This window comes from Paenibacillus sp. DMB5, assembly GCF_001517085.1.
Classification (GTDB): Bacteria; Bacillota; Bacilli; order Paenibacillales; family Paenibacillaceae; genus Paenibacillus_AQ.
This window is the reverse complement of sequence record NZ_LRAC01000124.1, coordinates 185,214-202,068: the sequence shown is the minus strand read 5'-3', so window position 1 is coordinate 202,068 and position 16,855 is coordinate 185,214. Positions and strand designations below refer to the sequence as shown.

Below are 16,855 nucleotides of genomic sequence, written 5' to 3'. Positions count from 1 at the left end.
CTGGTCATAATGACCGTATTGCAGCCCTTTTGCCGTGTATAGACGTTAGTAGACTTCTTATAACTCGTAGTCGTCCACTTCTTCCGTCAGCAGCTGCTCAGCCGCCGGCGGACGCTCATCGGTCAGCGGCAGAATAACCGTAACCTGTGTCCCTTTGCCAAGCTCGCTGTCCAGCTCCAGCTTGCCGTGATGAAGTTCAACAATCTGCTGGGAGATAGCAAGTCCCAGGCCGGTTCCGCCATTCAGCGCATCAACCTGGAAGAAACGGTCTCTAACCCTGGACAGATGCGCTTCACTGATCCCTATCCCGCTGTCTCTGACGATTACCGCCATTTCGGTCTCTGACAGACGATGAGCAGACAGGACTATGCTGGAATCCTCGGGGGAGAATTTGACGGCATTGTCCACAAGGTTAAGAAAAACCTGCTTAAGCCGGTTCGGATCACCCTTGATGTAAATAGTATCCTCACATTCCAGCACCAGATGTATCCGCTTCTTCTCTGCCTTAGCCCAAATATTAAGAAGGGTCTCTTGTAGCACTACCTTGATATCAGTAAGCACTATGGACAGCTTCATTTCATTCTGCTGCAGCTTGGAGAAGTCCAGTATCTCCTCCACAAGGCCGATCAGACGGTCGCTTTCCCTGGAGATGATCCCCACGCCAAGCTTCGTCTCCTCCGGATCATAACCGCCCGAAATCAGCGTCTCGCTCCAGCCCTTAATGCTGGTCAGCGGAGTCCTGAGCTCATGGGAGATGGAGGAGATAAAATCATCCTTGATCTGATTGCTGCGGATAATCTCATCGGCCATATAATTCAGCGTAGTTGCAAGATCGCCGATTTCATATTTGTAATCCCCTTTGATGCGGGCGGTGAACCTTCCCTTGGCCATTTGCGCCGAGACCGCCGTTATATTGTTCAGCGGCTTCACAATGGAATTGGCCAGCCCGAAGCTGAACAGGACAACGATCACCATGACAGCCGCACCGATTCCGATCGACGCCAGGGTAAGATTAAGAAGGTCTTTGTCAATCCGCTCCATCGAGGTGAGATAACGGATCACATATTTATCACGGCTATTCACCTGAATCAGCTTGGAGACCGCCATGACACTCTCATTGGTCCCCGCCTGCCTGCCTACCCATTTGCCGATGCTTCCGCCAACGGCTTCAGGAACATCGCTGGTTGTAATGGTCCGGTCAGGCTGAAAGCCTGTAGAGCTGGTCAGGATATCCCCGCTGGTGGACAGCACTTCAAGCTCTGTGTAATCCATACTGAAGAAATCGAGCACCTTCTGCAGCTGGTTGGGCGAACGCTCACCCGAAATTTCGTATTTCAGGAACTCCTCCGCCGTGCTGATATGGGTCGTAATCTTGCTGTATACACTGTCATAATAATACGTCCGTATCGCCAGCAGGAAGATAACCTCTACGAGGAGAAGCGCCACAAAGACTACTAAAATATAGTGCAGTACAATCTGCCTGCGCATCCCCTTCTTGATCATTGTCCCTGGCCTTTCCATTTATAGCCGTGCCCCCATACAGTCTGCAGATATTCGGGCTCCGACGGGTTGTTTTCGATTTTTTGGCGCAGCCGGCGGATGTTTACATCGACGATCTTGGGATCGCCCATATACTCTTTGCCCCAGACATGATCCAGCAGGGAATCGCGGCTTAGCGGCGTGTTTTCCTTCTCCAGGAAAAACTGCACCAGCGAAAATTCTGTCGGCGTCAGCTCGATAGCTTCGCCGCTGCGCTTGAACTGCTTGGAGATCAGATCCAGCGTAAACGGGCCGGAATGAAAGGAGACCTTGGCCGACTGCTCACGGTGTACGTTAACCCGGCGAAGCAGAGATTGAATACGCGCAATCAGTTCGGTCGGGCTGAACGGCTTGCTGACATGGTCATCGGCACCTACGGATAGCGCATAGACCTTATCCTGCTCCTGCACCTTGGCCGTCAGAAAAATAATCCCCAGCCGCTCATTGGTCTCACGGATGCGTCTGCATACCTCAAAGCCGTCAATACCCGGCACCATCACATCCAGCAGTGCAATATCAATATCCGGCACTGTGGTCAGCTTGTGCAGCGCTTCATTGCCGTCAGCCGCCTCCAGTACTTCGAAGCCGTTACGTTTCAGATTGATCACAATAAAACTGCGGATGGATTCTTCATCCTCCAGTATCAGTACTTTACTCATCGATTCCCTTCCTTTCAATTGGAGCGGTTATTTTATCATTGTCGCCCCCGCCCGTGCTCTGTACAAGCTCACCCCGGTAGCCGATAATTTTGTCCATATCCCTGCCAAGCACCTTCCAGCCGCTGCTCTTGACACGGTCCCATTCCATCTGGTTGAAGAAGGTTACCTCAACAACCGTCTCCCCCGTATCCGACATGATGAACTTCAGCGATTTATCCTGTACGGATTTGGTGTCTACAGTTATCTTCCCGTGCCATTCCGGCAGGAAATCAATGACAAAGCGGTCCGCCGGATCACGGTATTTCTGCGCTGTAAAGCTCAGGCCATCCTTGCCGTCCCATTTGTAATAAGAGGTGAAGTAAGGAATGGCTTCAGGGTCAAAATACTCCCAGCCTCCCGGCGGCTCCAGCATGCCAATCTCGATGATGCCGTCACCGTCGATGTCCTCGCTGACAATTTTTCTGTCTTTAAAGGTATTGGCATCGCCCGGAATGACTACCCGCAGCTTGTTGTTCTCCATCACAACCACCGTGGTATAGGCCGAGCGGGAATCCACAGCCGAATCCAGGACTATACCTTCTTTATGCTCTGCCACTTTTCCTGAGACAATATTGTAATAATTATTAAAATACGGGTCCAGGTCGTCCAGCTGATCTAGTACCTTAAAGCCGTCACTATATTGATAAGTGGTAATTTTGTTAAGTTCATTGCGTTTGAAATAGACCAGGGTAAGATCCGCTGTCCCATCCTCATTCAAGTCATCGATCATATATTTGGTATAAGGTTGGGCCAGCAGCTCCTCCAGTTCTCCACCGGAATAGGAATAGACGACGACGCCCTTCTCTTCCCCGCGCGAATAACCGGTAATAATATTCAGCTTGCCGTCTCCCGTTACATCCTCCAGGTCAACGGATTCCAGCTGCGTGCCGTCACCGTCGAAGACAAGCTTCTTCATCCAGCCGTCCTCCGTCTTCTCCAGAATCATGCCGTGGATCAGGACGGATTCGTTCTCGGTCAAATAAAAGACCAGCGTCTCCATCGTGCCGTCTTTATCAAAATCCTCTGTGAATATGGAGCTGTCCTCATCCCCTGAAGGGCGGATCAGCGAGGCACTGGCCGGCATTTGTGACTTGATGGCCGCCATCAGTGAAGCCTTGTCGGCTGTCAGCTCCGGAGACTTCATCTTCGAAACAGGATCGCTGATGAAGGTACAGCCGGACAGTACGGACAATGACAGGACAGCCGCCGCCAGACGTCTGGGAACACTAAGATTCAACTTCATCACTCTTTCCTTGTTTCATGCTCTAATCTGCTACAGGTTCAGGCGTTCCTGGGAAGTCAGGCGACGTCCTCTGACATCATGCTTGATTCTGCCGTTCTCCAGTACCCACAGCCTTGTTGCATAACGTTCCGCCAGTTCCAGCGGAAGTACGGTAATTACTGTTAATCCTGTTTCTTTACAGAGTTTGCGCAGCGTCTCCAGGACGCCTTCGGCCGTCCGCGGGTCCAGACCGGTTACCGGCTCATCAGCCAGAATAACCTTGGCGCCGTGCACAAGCGCGCGGGCAATGGCTACACGCTGGCGCTCGCCCCCGCTGAGCTGGCTCGTCTTCAGCTTGGCCTTGTCCAGCAGGCCGAGCGTATCAAGCTCGTCCATTGCCCCCATATAATCATCCTGCCGCACCATCCCCGTCACCATCCGCCACAGCGGTGTCTGCGAGGATTGGCCGATCAGTACATTCTTCAGTGCTGTCCGGTTCAGATTCAGCTCGGCGTTCTGCTCCAGGTACGCCCATTCACGGCGGATCTTGCGTCTGCCGGCGAGCGGGCTTTTCATAATGTCGACCCCGTCTACCCGGAAATTGCCTCTATCCCATTTCTCGCGCAGCGCCAGGCAGCGCAGCAGCGTGGACTTTCCGCTTCCGCTGGCTCCCACCAGCACTACGAGCTCCCCGGGCTCTATTTGAAAACCGATATCCTGCAGTACCGGCAATTTGTCTTCTCCGACTGCTTTGGCCAGATGTTCTACTGTAATCATAGTTCAGCCTCTCCCTGTTTTCGTCTCTACTCTATAGTGTACTCTGAAAGCGGGATCAATTTCCATGCGCACATCTGTTCTTATCTTACCTCAATTCAGTTGCCGTGGCGAGAATAATAACCCGGTCAGGCCGAACAAAATATAGAAACTGCCAAGCAGCACGAATACACCGCTGCCCCAGCCGAATTCAAGCAGCAGGCCGCCGATGCCCGGGCCGATAATGCTGCCTATGCTGAAATGAAAAGAAGAAACGACATTGGCTGCAGGCAGCAGATTACGCGGCAGGATGTCTGCGGCATAGCTGAGCCCCAGCGAAAAGAAGGAGCCGACCAGGCCGCCGGCTGCCAGAAGCAGCAACAGCGTAAATACAAAATGCCCGCCCGCAAGCGGAAGCAGCGTAAAGGCCAGACCTCCGGCGGTACCGGCAAAAATCAGGATTTTTTCCGTCCGTACCGGTCGCTCCACACGCCCAGCGGCAGCTGGAGCAGCAGGCCGCCGATGCCCGCGAACGGCAGCAGGGTGGCGATCTGGTCTGTTGTGAACCCGGAACGCAGCCCGTAGACCGGGAAGTTGCTGTTCAGGCTCGCTTCCATATATCCGTACAACAGCGCCGGAATCAGCGCATACCAGGCCAGGCTGTAGCTGCGGCCGAACCGGCGGGCCTGCCCCTCATTGTGCTCTACTTTGTCAGGCCGGGAGTTTGGCAGTTTGAACAGCACCAAGAGGAGCGCGAGCATAAACAATCCTGCCAGGATCAGAAAAGGAGCGGCTTCACCGAAGCGCAGCAGGCTGATGCCGGCCGGCCCCAGGCTGAAGCCCAGCCCGTAGGACATTCCGTAGAGCGAGAGATTGCGCCCCCTGTGCTCTGCAGGTGCCATCAGCAGCACCCAGAGCTGGGCGGCATAATTAATCGCCGAGTCGCCTATGCCGACCAGCAGGCGCAGAATGAACCAGACCTTGATTCCCGGCAGGAGCGGGAACAGCAGCAGCGTTACCAGGACAAGGCTGAGGCCGGCTGCTATCAGTCTCTTAAAGCCTATAGCTCCAAGCACACGTTCAGCAACAAGAGTCATTGCGAACGAGCCGACATAAAGAGCTGCGGCATTCAGCCCGTTGAGCGAGGAGGAAACCCCTTTTTGTTCAAGCAGAATCGAGAGCACCGGCAGCAGAAGCCCCTGGCTCAGGCCTGCGGCAATAATAACGGTAATGAGAATAAAATAATTCAGTTTACTGTTGGAACGTTTAAGTAAAAGCTGGTCTGACACGGGTGGATCCTCCTTGAACGTTTATCAGGCAAATGCGGACAAAGGTTGCCCTGCAGGCAAACATGGAACATTATAGTGGACAACCTTCTTCAAAACAAGAGATAATATATAGAAGTGACCGATTTCCTGGGGGTGCAAGCTTCATGACTTATGAACTCAAAATTGATGTCTCGCCTGTCTATGAACTGATCGACAGTTTTATGTTATATGTAACAAGGAAATGGATTTCCAACCTGGACATCGGTCCTGACTGGATCCGCGATATAGACGGCCGCATTCCTCCGCAGCTGGTATCCGCGCTCCGGCAGGCAGCCGAATGGCCTTTTACCGATTATGATGTCCTGTACGTCTGGGCTTACCGCCGCCGGCCTGCATCGAAGGTGCTGCAGTTTCTGGATGAACTGGAAACGCAGTCACTGGAAGAGTGCTTTGAGCAGACTGCCCCGCTTTTCCCTGATTTTACAATTCATGAATGTGAACGGATCAAGCGGGATTACCCCCCCGCTCCTGCGGCTGTGGTATGAGCAGTATTTCCGTCATGCTGAGCAGAAGCTGCTGCCGCTTCTGATCGAGGACGCCTCCGAGAAAAAGCTGCTCGAGAGCAAAATGGGTTCCGCAGCGCTCATTGAATACGCCTCTGGCGGTGTAGTTATTGAAGATATTCCTGACCTGCAGACCGTTGTGCTGCTGCCGACTATCCATAACCGGCCGATCAATATGTATTGCTTCTATAATACACTTATGATTATCCAGTATCCTGTGGATGTCCCTTCTGACAATGAGGACGAGCCCCCTACTGTCCTGCTTCGACTGACCAAAGCACTGTCTGATCCAACCCGGCTCAGGCTGCTCCGTTACGCTGCCCATGAACCCAAAACACTGTGGGAGCTTCAGTCTGTGCTAGGCCAGACAAGTGATACGATGATGCATCATCTGCTGATGCTGCGTGTAGCCGGACTGCTGCGCGTTCATCTGGGCAGTGAAGGCGAAGGCAATGAGCGCTACAGTGTCCGTCCGGACGGCGCATCGGATCTGCAGATGTTCCTTGAGTCTTATATTCGTTTATAATAACAATACACAAGCAGAGACTGCTGACAAACTTACAGGCTTAGGAGTGAGCGTTATGAAGTATTTGCCGCAACAAGTTATTTTTGATCTGGACGACACCCTGGTACACTGCAACAAATATTTTGACCTCATTCTGGGGCAGTATTTCGAGCTGATGTCCGACTGGTTCGGGGAATATGGCCCGACAACCGGAGAATTCCGCAGCAAACAGGTGGAAATCGATGTGGAAACCGTCAGCACCAGCGGACTGGCAAGCGACAACTTCCCCAAATCGCTGATCGCCACCTACCGCTTTTTCTGTGCCAAATATAACCGGTCTGCCGATCCTTATCATGAGCAGCAGCTGATGAAGCTCGGGCTGAGCGTCTACGATCAGGAAGTCGAAGCCTATCCCGGGATGGTTGAAACCCTCGACGCTCTCAAGCATGACGGGCATGACCTCTACCTGTACACCGGCGGAGACGACACCATCCAGCAGCGCAAAATTGAACAGATGAAGCTCGATGTCTATTTTGACGACAGGATCTTTATCCGCCAGCATAAAAATATCGAATCACTGGAAAATATCCTGGTGTCCTATCCGTTTGAACGCAAGCGCACCTGGATGATCGGCAACTCCTTGCGCACCGACGTGCTTCCGGCCTTGACTGCCGGCATTAACAGCATCTACTTGAAGCAGCAGAATGAATGGCTTTATAACCTCATTGAGCTTCAGCGTGAGATGCAGCAGTCGGTCTTGACGATCTCCTCGATCAGTGAGGTTCCGCCGGTTATCCGGACGGCATCCAAACTGCAAAACCACGGCTGATCATAAAGGCAGGCCTCCTGTTACAAATGCCATAGGCATCCGGCAGCTGCAGTGTTTATACTGTTTGAGTAGATTTTCATCTCATTCAGGAGGTTTGGAATGAACAAGCAAGCAAGTCCTAACCGCACACCGAATAAGCAGTCTGCGCGGAACACTGCCGGCCCCCGATTGCTGCCCATGCTGCTTGGTATCATCGCGGTCATTCTGGCAATTGTACTTATCTATGTCCTTACAGACGGCAAATCCAAAGAGGAGAATGTGCTTGAGGGGCTGCCTAACTATACGGATGTCAAAGGTACAATTGTCGTTGACGGCCTGAATTATGAGAAGCAGCCGCATCTGGGCAGTCCGGACGCCAAGGTCAAGGTCATTGAGTTCGCCGATTTCAAATGCCCGGCCTGCAAGAAATGGACCGAAGCCAATCTGGATACCTTCATTAAAGACTATGTGGACACCGGAAAAGCAGAGCTCTATTTCATGAACTTCGCTTTCATTGACCGCGACTCTTACCTTGCTGCCAGCGCCGGAGAAGCAATCTATAAGCAGAGCAACGAGAAGTTCTGGGAATATGTTCATGAGCTCTACGCCAATCAGGGCGATGAGAGCACCATCTGGGCCACCCAGAAGTTCATCCTTCAGTTTGTTAAAGATAACATCGAAGGCCTTGACTATGCCCGGTTCGAGCAGGATTTGAAGAATCATACCTACATGTACGACGTTAAGGAAGATTTCAAGATTGCCGGAGCCTATGGTGTTAACGGCACTCCCAAATTTATGGTGAACGGTGTTCTGTTGCCGGATTCCTCATATGATGGGCTTACGGCCGCCATTGAGAGCAGTCTGGCTGAGTCTGCGAAATAAAGCATATGTGGTTCAAAAAGAGGAGGATGCAGCCTGCCGGGAGATCCCGCGGTCAGGCTGCATCCTCTTTTTCTTAGCTGCCCGGGGCAGCGTTTCATTATTCTACACTAAGCTGTCCAGTATCCGTATTCGCTAATACCAGCTTGCCTTCCAGCGGCGAGCCGTCCTCGGCAGCCAGCTTCAGCTTGCCGGTCTTCCCCTTCTCAATCAGCGCCTTAACCTGGGTGTCCGTCAGCGTCCGGCCGTGGGTTTCCTTCCAGATGACAAACTTGCAGCCCTCTTTATAATGGGAGCAGCCGTAGCCCTTGCGGCCCATGAAGATGGTGCCGCCGCAGCCCGGACGGGGGCAGCTGCCGATAATCCTCGGCCCGCTGTCCCCCTGCTCTGCCGGCTTCGCCGCTCTTGCTCCGGCCGGCTTGGTACCAGCCCCGCCGTCACCGGCACTGCTGCGCTTGCGTGTACCGGCGGCCGGCTTGTCCGCGCCATCCTTGGACGCAGCACCGCTGCCCCGGCCTTTGGAGCCGGCCCGGACTGAAGGCGTCTCGCCTTCAAAGGAGGTTTTGGCCGCACGGGACTGGACCTTCACCTTGTCGACGATCATGGAAGCGAAGCGCTTCACATTCTCCATGAACTGCCCGTCTGCAGCCGTACCTCTGGCGATTTCATTAAGCCTCCGTTCCCATTGCCCGGTCATCTCCGGTGAGGTCAGCAGCTCGATGCCCGCTCCGCGGATCAGTTCAATCGCCGTCCGCCCCTTCTGGGTGATGGCAATCTTTTTACCCTGCATTTCGACGTAGCCGACATTTTTCAGCCGCTCTATAGTAGCCGCCCGGGTTGCCGGAGTGCCGAGTCCGGAATCCTTCATGGCATCGCGCAGCTCCTCGTCCTCAATCTGCTTGCCCGCGCTTTCCATCGCTTTGAGCAGGGTGCCTTCGGTGTAATGCTTGGGCGGCTGCGTATCCTTCTCTTTGACAACCGCATCGCTGCACAGCACTTCATCCGCAGGGGAGATAGAGAACGGCTCGTTCACTTCGATCTCCTCTTCCTCCTCCTCATCCTTGCCTTTTCCTTTGGACGGCTTCGCCTTGTCCTTCTTCTGGTCGGCATAGATCACCTTCCAGCCCAGACTCAGCAGCTCCTTGACCGTAGTCTTGAAGCTCTCACCCTCCACCTCCGTAAAGACCGTGTGTACCTTATATTCGGCGGCCGGATAGAACTGCGACAAGAAACGGCGCACAATCAGATCATATAATTTCGCCTCATCTGCGCTCAGCCCCGAAGCCTTGCGGTTGGTCGGAAGAATCGCATGGTGGTCTTCCACCTTGGACGGATTGCAGACAAATTTATTGCCTTTATGGACCAGGCTGCGGTTGGCGCCTTTAACCAGCTCGTCATAGGAGGTGCCCTGCAGCGCATTAAGCGTTTTGTGCATCTCCGGAATGTTCTGCTCGGTAACATAGTTGGAGTTCGTCCGGGGGTACGAAATAACCTTGTGCTTTTCGTAGAGCGCCTGGGCGATATCCAGTGTCTTTTTGGCGGAAAATGCGTATTTCCCGTTCGCTTCACGCTGCAGCAGCGTCAGATCATACAGCTTGTTGGGATACTCTTTCGTATCCTTAACCTCATAGGAAGCAATCCTTCCGGGCTTGCCTTTGACCTTGGCTGCGAGCGCATCAGCCTTCTCCTTGTCGGTCAGGCGGTCCCCCTGCCACATGCCTTTATAGACAACCTCATTCTGTGCAAAATGGCCCTCGACCTCAAAAAATTTCAGCGACGAAAACGCCTCAATCGTCTTTTGCCGGTCGTAGATCAGTGCCAGCACGGGCGTCTGCACCCGGCCCACGGACAGCAGCACATTATGCTTCGTAGTAAAGGCGCGTGAGCCGTTCATCCCGATCAGCCAGTCAGCCTCACTGCGTGCTCTGGCCGCTTTGGTCAGATTTTCATACTCCGAGCCGTCCTTCAGCTCCTGGAAGCCTTTGCGGATCGTCTCCGGCGTCAGATCCGATATCCACAGCCGTTTTACCGGCTGGCTGAGCTTCAAATGCCGCTGGATCAGTGAGAAAATATGCTGCCCCTCCCGCCCGGCGTCACAGGAGTTGACCAGCAGGTTGCTGCGTTTGGCCAGCTCGCCGATCACCTTCAGCTGATCAATAGTGCGGGCGTTTGGCACCAGCTTGAACTGGTCGGGTATAATCGGCAGATCGTTAATGTTCCACTTTTTGTATTTTCCATCATAAGCTTCCGGCTCGGCAAGCCCAATCAGATGTCCGATCGCCCAGGTGATGATGTACTGGTCCCCTTCTAAATAGGAACGGTAGTTTTTGGCTTTCGGTTCTATTGCGGCGGCGATATTCCGCCCCATGTCCGGTTTCTCCGCAATAATGAGTGTTTTCAAAAATATCGCTCCTTACCTATCGTTGTTCCAAAACACGTCCAGTTTTTTATTATACCATTTTGCAAAAATAATTACCTGCTATTAATAGAAGTGACTCAGCAAAAAAGTACGTTCATCTCTTTTTAACCCATATGCAGTGCTATAAAAAAATGGAGTTGCCGCCAGCTTTACACCGGAAGCACTCCAAAGTTTTTGATGAAATATATTAAGCTTTGCTCCGCAGCTCTTCCGCCTCATCAAATTTACCGGTATATTCATACTGAATATGAAGTTTGAGCTGGACTATCTTTTATTTCGTTCCCTTGCTACCCGGAAGACCGCCTCTGTGCTGCTGATAACTTCCTTCGTACCACTCTTCCGGTCCCAGAATTCAACCTTGCCTTCCCCGGCCGACTTGCCGACCACCAGCACAACCGGAATGCCGATTAGTGCGGCGTCCTTAAATTTTACCCCTGGCCGTTCATCCCTGTCATCGAGCAGTGTCCCAATACCTGCCCCGTTAAGCTCGTTGTATAGCGCTTCAGCCAGCACGGTCTGTTCCTGATCCTTGGCAGACAGCTGTAATATATGCACCTGGTAAGGTGCAAGCTCCTCCGGCCAGAGCAAGCCCTCATCATCATGGCTTTGTTCGGCAACCGCTGCCAGCATTCTGGAAAGGCCAATGCCGTAACAGCCCATAATCATCGGATTGTTTCTGCCGGAGGCATCCAGATAGACGGCTCCAAGCTTCTCACTGTACCTTGTACCCAGCTTAAAGATGTGGCCGATCTCTATCCCTTTATGAAAATGGTACACACCCTTTCCGCATTTCGGACAAGTCTCCCCTTCGGCAGCGTTTCTGATATCAGCCACATGCTCAAGCGAAAAGTCACGTCCAGGCACCACATTCCGCAGATGGTAGTCTCTTTCGCCTGCACCTGCAATCCCGGTTTCCATCGCTGCCACGGCATTATCAATGATCAGCGGCAGCTTCAGGCCGACCGGTCCGACATATCCGCTCTCGACACCGGCAGCCGCCCTGACGGCTTCATTATCTGCGAGAGAGACTGCGGTAACGCCCGCAGCAGCCGCAAGCTTGAGCTCATTCACCTCATGGTTCCCGCGTACCAGCACGGCAAACATGGTGCCGTCACCGCTGTAGATCAGTGTCTTGATGATGCTCTCCGGCGCAAGCTGCAGCTTCTCTTCCAGCTGGTCGATTGTCCGCAGCCCTGGCGTATGAAACTTTTGAGCAGAGGGCTGGTCTGCCTCTCCAGTCGAGATACCGCTAACCGCCATACCCGCCTCGGCTTCCTCCAGATTTGCAGCATAATCGCAGCTCGAGCATACAGCGAGTGTGTCCTCTCCAACCTCTGCGAGCGCCATAAATTCGTGATTTCCGCCTTCACCGCCCATAGCACCGGCATTCGCCTGGACTGCCTTGAAGTTCAGCCCGCAGCGGGTAAAAATCCGTTCATAGGCTTTGAACATACGGTTATATGCTGCGTCCAGCCCCTCCTTGTCCGTGTCAAAAGAATAAGCATCCTTCATCAGAAACTCCCTGCCCCGCAGCAGACCTGAACGCGGGCGGCGTTCATCGCGGAATTTGGTCTGAACCTGATAGAGCGTAACCGGCAGCTTGCGGTAGGAGCTGATCTCTCCCCGGACCAGGGTCGTTATTGCTTCTTCGTGGGTCGGGCCGAGCACAAACTGGCGCTCATGGCGGTCCATAAGGGTCATCAGGTCCTTACCGTACGGCTCGAATCGTCCCGACTCCTTCCACAGCTCAGCCGGCAGCAAAGATGGCAGCAGCACCTCCTGAGCACCGGCGGCATCCATTTCCTCGCGGACAATATGCTCAATATTGCGCAGCACCCTGCGGCCCAGCGGCAGGTAGCTGTATATTCCTGCTGCGAGCATCCGGATGTAGCCGGCACGCAAGAGCAGCTGATGGCTTGCCGTTTCTGCATCCGCAGGTGCATCGCGTAGTGTAGTCAGTAAAAGCTGGCTTTGGCGCATCTAAATCATCTCCTCCTGATTGTTTGAAACGCAAAAAAGACGCATCCGTCAGGGACGAATGCGTCGTGATACCACCCTATTTCAACCGCCGGGCTATGCCTGGCAGTCCTCTATCCGGATAACGGCCGGGGCCGGCAGCAAATAAAGGCTTACCTCCATTGCTGCAGCTTCCAAAGCAGGGTGCGCTCCCTTCGCGGCTCGGAGGACCTTTCAGCCGGTGAATCCTCTCTCTGTTCTGGCGATATTTGGGGACGCAGATCCTTGGTCAACGCTGCTGCGTTATTGAATTGTTATTTAATGTATCCGAAATCACAAAATGCGTCAAGCCTGTCATGAAATTGCCATGTTTGAACCGGTTCCGGCTAGCTTTCATGTATACGTTTACACTATTTCCGTCCATTTGTAAATTAAATGTTTCAGATAAACCGGCTTACATATGAAATTTTTTTGAAAATAAACCGAATATATGAGTAGAGCATTTTCAAGAGGAAACGCCCGTCAAAACCTCTGTGTAAATGTATTCAAGGGGGAATCATCGCTATGTTCACAAAAATCAAAAATGCCGCTCAAAATTTAACATCCCGTTCACTGCAGAGGAAAATGCTCCTGATTTTTACCGTCATGCTGGTTATTCCGGTTGTACTGGTAAGCTACTTTTCCTACAGCAGCTCCAGTAAACAGCTAGAGCACAAGATGCAGGAATCGATGCACACAAGCGTAGATTTGCTGGCTGCAGGGATTAACGAATCGGTTACTGCCGCCAAACAGAATGTCTCTCAGCTCAGCCAGCAGCTGACATCTGCCGACTTAGACAACAAAAATCCGGCTACCCGAACACTGATTGAATTGTTTATAAAAGAGCATCCTGAGCTTGAGCTTTTTGTAGGAGGAAATGAAAACGGAGCCTGGATGAAAGCGCCTGACCCCGGCCCCCAGGATTATGATCCCCGTACACGTGACTGGTATAAAGGCGCTCTCGGCAATCCCGGTGAAGTTACCCTCACAGACCCGACGGTATCCTTAACCACCGGCAATTATACACTGTTCATTTCCGAAACTCTCAAGGACGGGAAAGGCGCCCTTGCCACGACTCTTAATCTTAAAGCAATGAGTGACCGGATCAATAGCAACAAACTCGGCAAAGAGGGCTACTACTATGTTGTTGACCGTAATAACAAGTTCGTGTCCCATCCGCTGAAAAGGGCCGGTGAAGATATTGCACCTTATGTCGCTGAGCTGCTGGTGGGAGACAAAGGCGATCTGGCCTATACCAATCCGGATACCGGACTGGAAATGAGCGGCTATTATACGACAGATCCTGTTACAGGCTTTACTGTCGTGGGTGTAATCAAAACCAAGGAATTTTCAGACGCTTCGCTACCTGTATTGTATAACGGCCTAATCGTGCTGGGCTGTGCGCTTGTGATCGCACTCATTCTGATGTATTTCATCGTAAGAGCTATCTCACGGCCAATCACCCGGCTTAACCAGTCTGCACGCCGTGTAAGCGAAGGGTATCTGAACGAACAGATCACAATTGACCGTGCTGATGAGATCGGGGAGCTGGCCAAAAACTATAATCTCATGGTGGAATCACTTCGGAATATCGTGACTGACATCTCCGAGACTTCCGGCCTGCTGGCAGCATCCAGCGAGCAGCTGACCGCTACCACCGAAGAAAATGCCAAAGCTACGGCCTATGTGGCCGAGATGGTCCAGGATTCGTCAGAAGGAGCCGAGACTCAGACCGCAGCCATGGCCGAGACGTCCCGGGCAATGGAGGAAATGTCTGCCGGCATTACAAAAATTGCCGAGGCAGCATCCTCGATCGTCAGCTCATCCGCAGATACGGAAGCAGATGTGCATAGCGGCAGCGAGAAAATCAGCCAGGTCAGCCGGCAGATGGATGCGATCCGCGAGTCCACTCACCTGTCCTCTGAGCTGATCGGCCAGTTGAACGGCCTGAACTCCCAGGTGTCAGCGATGAGCAGTGCGATCTCCAATATTGCCGTACAGACTAATCTGCTGTCGCTGAACGCCGGAATTGAGGCCGCCCGCGCCGGTGAGCATGGCCGGGGCTTCGCTGTAGTGGCAGCTGAAGTACGCAAGCTGGCAGACCAGTCCAAGACGACTGCCGGTAATATCCAGGAGACGATTGAACAAATGACCGTCCTTATTGACCAGACCTATGAGACGATCCATAACAGGGTATCGGCTGACGTGGAGCTGGGGATTCAAGTGACTGATGAGGCCAAAGCGGCGTTTGCGAATATTGAACAGTCCACCGCCAGAATCAACGGCCAGATCCATGACATTTCCGCCGTTACGGAGCAAATGTCTGCAGGAGCCGAGCAGGTCGCAGCTTCCGTCGTTGAAATTTCCAATATCGCACGGTCCACCTCTGATGCCTTCCAGAGCGTAACAGCAGCGACTCAGGAGCAGCTTGCCTCTATGGATGAGATTACCGCTTCCTCCGGTGAACTGTCCAAGATGGCCTCAGACCTGCAGGTGAAGATCGAGCGCTTTAAGCTTGAGGATTAGAGAACTCCTTAAAGAGATGCCGTGCTTAACACACGGCATCTCATGTTATATATTACAAGAGCCGCCCCTCCAGCAATTGCTGGGAGGGCGGCTCTTTGGTGATCCACAGATTATCGGTTAGACGAGAACGGTCGATCCCATCAGATATTTGTCAACTTCACGTGCAGCTGCGCGGCCTTCGTTAATCGCCCAGACCACCAGACTCTGTCCGCGGCGCATATCACCTGCAGCAAAAACTTTATCCACACTGGTATTGAATTTGCCGTAACGGGCCTTCACATTGCTGCGGCGGTCCGTTTCCAGGTTCAGCTCCTGAATGATATCCTGTTCTGGTCCATCGAAGCCAATCGCGATCAGCGCCAGCTGAGCCGGATAGACAGCTTCAGTACCCGGTACAGGCTGGTAGATCTTGCGGCCTGACTCATCCACCATACGGCGGATTTGCACGGTGTGCAGCTCCTTCAGGTTGCCCTCTTCATCACCAACAAACTTGGTGGTCATAATGGAGAATTCACGAGGGTCGTCGCCGAAGATGGCTTTGGCTTCCTGCTGTGCATAGTCGAGTGTATACACGTTCGGGAATTGCGGCCAAGGGTTGGCAATCGGATCACGCTCAAGCGGTGCTTTATCATGCGTACCGAATTGGGTAATGCTCTTGCAGCCATGACGCAGAGAGGTTGCAACACAGTCGGAACCGGTATCCCCGCCGCCCAGTACAACCACATCTTTACCAGCGGCCGATACGAAATTGCCGTCTTCCAGATTGGAGTTCAGGTAGCTCTTGATCGTGCCGGTCAGGTAATCCATTGCGTACATGACACCGTTCAGCTCACTGCCTTCGACATTGAACTGGCGTGCTTTGGTTGCTCCCCCGCACAGTACGACCGCATCATAGTCATCGACGAGCTGCTGGGTAGGAATATCCTTACCGATCTCGGTGTTCACAACAAAGGTGATGCCTTCAGCGGCCAGCAGATCCACCCGGCGCTGAACGACGCGTTTATCCAGCTTCATTGTAGGGATGCCATATGTCAACAAACCGCCGACGCGGTCACTGCGTTCATATACTGTTACTGTATGTCCTGCTTTGTTCAGCTGGGCTGCTGCAGCAAGTCCGGCTGGTCCGGAGCCGACAATGGCTACTCTCTTGCCTGTACGTTTCTCGGGCGGATTAGGGACAACCCAGCCTTCCTCAAAGCCTTTATCCACGATGGCAAGCTCAATGGTCTTGATCGTAACCGGCTGGCCGATCAGCCCGACGGTACAGGAGCCTTCGCAAGGCGCAGGACAGATGCTGCCTGTAAATTCAGGGAAGTTATTCGTCTTGTGCAGACGCTCCAGCGCTTCCTTCCACAGGCCACGGTAAACCAGATTATTCCATTCGGGAATCAGGTTGTGAACCGGGCACCCAGATGTGCCTCCGGTCATATCAATGCCGGTATGGCAATAGGGGGTTCCGCAGTCCATGCAGCGCGCGCCCTGAGTGCGGAGCTCGTCCTCGGTAAGGTGATGATGGAATTCTTCCCAGTCTTTAACGCGCTGCTCAGGATCCCGGTCACCTGGGAGCTGGCGCTTATACTCCATAAATCCAGTAGGTGTAGACATATTTACGTTTCCCCCATCCGTTCTCTTCGTGTTGATGTATAGTACATTGTAGCATACTGCGGCAGATTCGTGTCG

At 53.0% G+C, this 16,855-nt stretch carries 12 protein-coding genes and 1 pseudogene; 5 read left to right on the top strand and 8 right to left on the bottom strand.

The genetic code is table 11. From position 1 onward, the window contains the following. Nucleotides 1–57: 57 nt before the first annotated feature. From AWJ19_RS15715 to AWJ19_RS15695, 5 genes and pseudogenes are all read right to left on the bottom strand, one after another. Entirely contained in the window at nt 58–1,503 is a 1,446-nt protein-coding gene (locus AWJ19_RS15715) for a HAMP domain-containing sensor histidine kinase (protein WP_068725067.1), read from the bottom strand. Beyond that, the gene (locus AWJ19_RS15710) at nt 1,500–2,198 is read right to left on the bottom strand and encodes a response regulator transcription factor (RefSeq protein WP_068725065.1); all 699 of its coding nucleotides are present in this window, start codon (nt 2,196–2,198) and stop codon (nt 1,500–1,502) included. The genes AWJ19_RS15715 and AWJ19_RS15710 overlap by 4 nt, the downstream gene beginning before the upstream one ends. Beyond that, the gene (locus tag AWJ19_RS15705) at nt 2,191–3,480 is read right to left on the bottom strand and encodes a hypothetical protein (RefSeq protein WP_068725063.1); all 1,290 of its coding nucleotides are present in this window, start codon (nt 3,478–3,480) and stop codon (nt 2,191–2,193) included. The genes AWJ19_RS15710 and AWJ19_RS15705 overlap by 8 nt, the downstream gene beginning before the upstream one ends. 30 nt (nt 3,481–3,510) lie before the next feature. Next, entirely contained in the window at nt 3,511–4,236 is a 726-nt protein-coding gene (locus tag AWJ19_RS15700; RefSeq protein ID WP_068725061.1) for an ATP-binding cassette domain-containing protein, read from the bottom strand. Nucleotides 4,237–4,326: 90 nt separating this feature from the next. Beyond that, nucleotides 4,327–5,501: pseudogene (locus tag AWJ19_RS15695) on the bottom strand (MFS transporter). Between the two features lie 143 nt (nt 5,502–5,644). Between AWJ19_RS15695 and AWJ19_RS37620 the strand changes: the two are divergent. The 4 genes from AWJ19_RS37620 to AWJ19_RS15680 all read left to right on the top strand — a co-directional run bounded on the left by AWJ19_RS37620 (nt 5,645) and on the right by AWJ19_RS15680 (nt 8,238). After that, entirely contained in the window at nt 5,645–6,025 is a 381-nt protein-coding gene (locus AWJ19_RS37620) for a hypothetical protein (protein ID WP_347231122.1), read from the top strand. Then, nucleotides 5,931–6,569: a helix-turn-helix domain-containing protein gene (locus AWJ19_RS15690; RefSeq protein ID WP_347231121.1), complete on the top strand. Its 639-nt coding sequence runs from the start codon at nt 5,931–5,933 to the stop codon at nt 6,567–6,569. Before AWJ19_RS37620 ends, AWJ19_RS15690 begins: the two co-directional genes overlap by 95 nt. Before the next feature lie 55 nt (nt 6,570–6,624). Then, nucleotides 6,625–7,377, top strand: coding sequence for an HAD family hydrolase (locus AWJ19_RS15685; RefSeq protein WP_068725059.1), 753 nt, complete (start codon nt 6,625–6,627; stop codon nt 7,375–7,377). 99 nt (nt 7,378–7,476) lie between these two features. After that, on the top strand, nt 7,477–8,238 hold the full coding sequence (locus tag AWJ19_RS15680; RefSeq protein ID WP_068725058.1) for a thioredoxin domain-containing protein: 762 nt from the start codon (nt 7,477–7,479) through the stop codon (nt 8,236–8,238). A 97-nt stretch (nt 8,239–8,335) separates the two neighbouring features. Here AWJ19_RS15680 and AWJ19_RS15675 read toward each other — a convergent pair whose 3' ends face one another. Continuing rightward, nucleotides 8,336–10,636 (bottom strand): type IA DNA topoisomerase, encoded by a 2,301-nt coding sequence (locus AWJ19_RS15675; protein WP_068725056.1) that lies wholly within the window; start codon nt 10,634–10,636, stop codon nt 8,336–8,338. A 282-nt stretch (nt 10,637–10,918) separates the two neighbouring features. Further along, nucleotides 10,919–12,634: a proline--tRNA ligase gene (locus AWJ19_RS15670; protein ID WP_068725054.1), complete on the bottom strand. Its 1,716-nt coding sequence runs from the start codon at nt 12,632–12,634 to the stop codon at nt 10,919–10,921. A gap of 540 nt (nt 12,635–13,174) precedes the next feature. On the opposite strand from AWJ19_RS15670, the gene AWJ19_RS15665 reads away from it, so the two are divergent. Beyond that, nucleotides 13,175–15,175 carry a methyl-accepting chemotaxis protein gene (locus AWJ19_RS15665; protein ID WP_068725053.1) on the top strand — a complete coding sequence of 667 codons (2,001 nt, stop codon included), beginning with the start codon at nt 13,175–13,177 and terminating at the stop codon, nt 15,173–15,175. Nucleotides 15,176–15,292: 117 nt separating this feature from the next. Here AWJ19_RS15665 and AWJ19_RS15660 read toward each other — a convergent pair whose 3' ends face one another. Further along, a complete protein-coding gene (locus AWJ19_RS15660) occupies nt 15,293–16,780 on the bottom strand; it encodes a glutamate synthase subunit beta (RefSeq protein ID WP_068725051.1) in 1,488 nt (495 codons plus the stop codon). Nucleotides 16,781–16,855 lie beyond the last annotated feature (75 nt).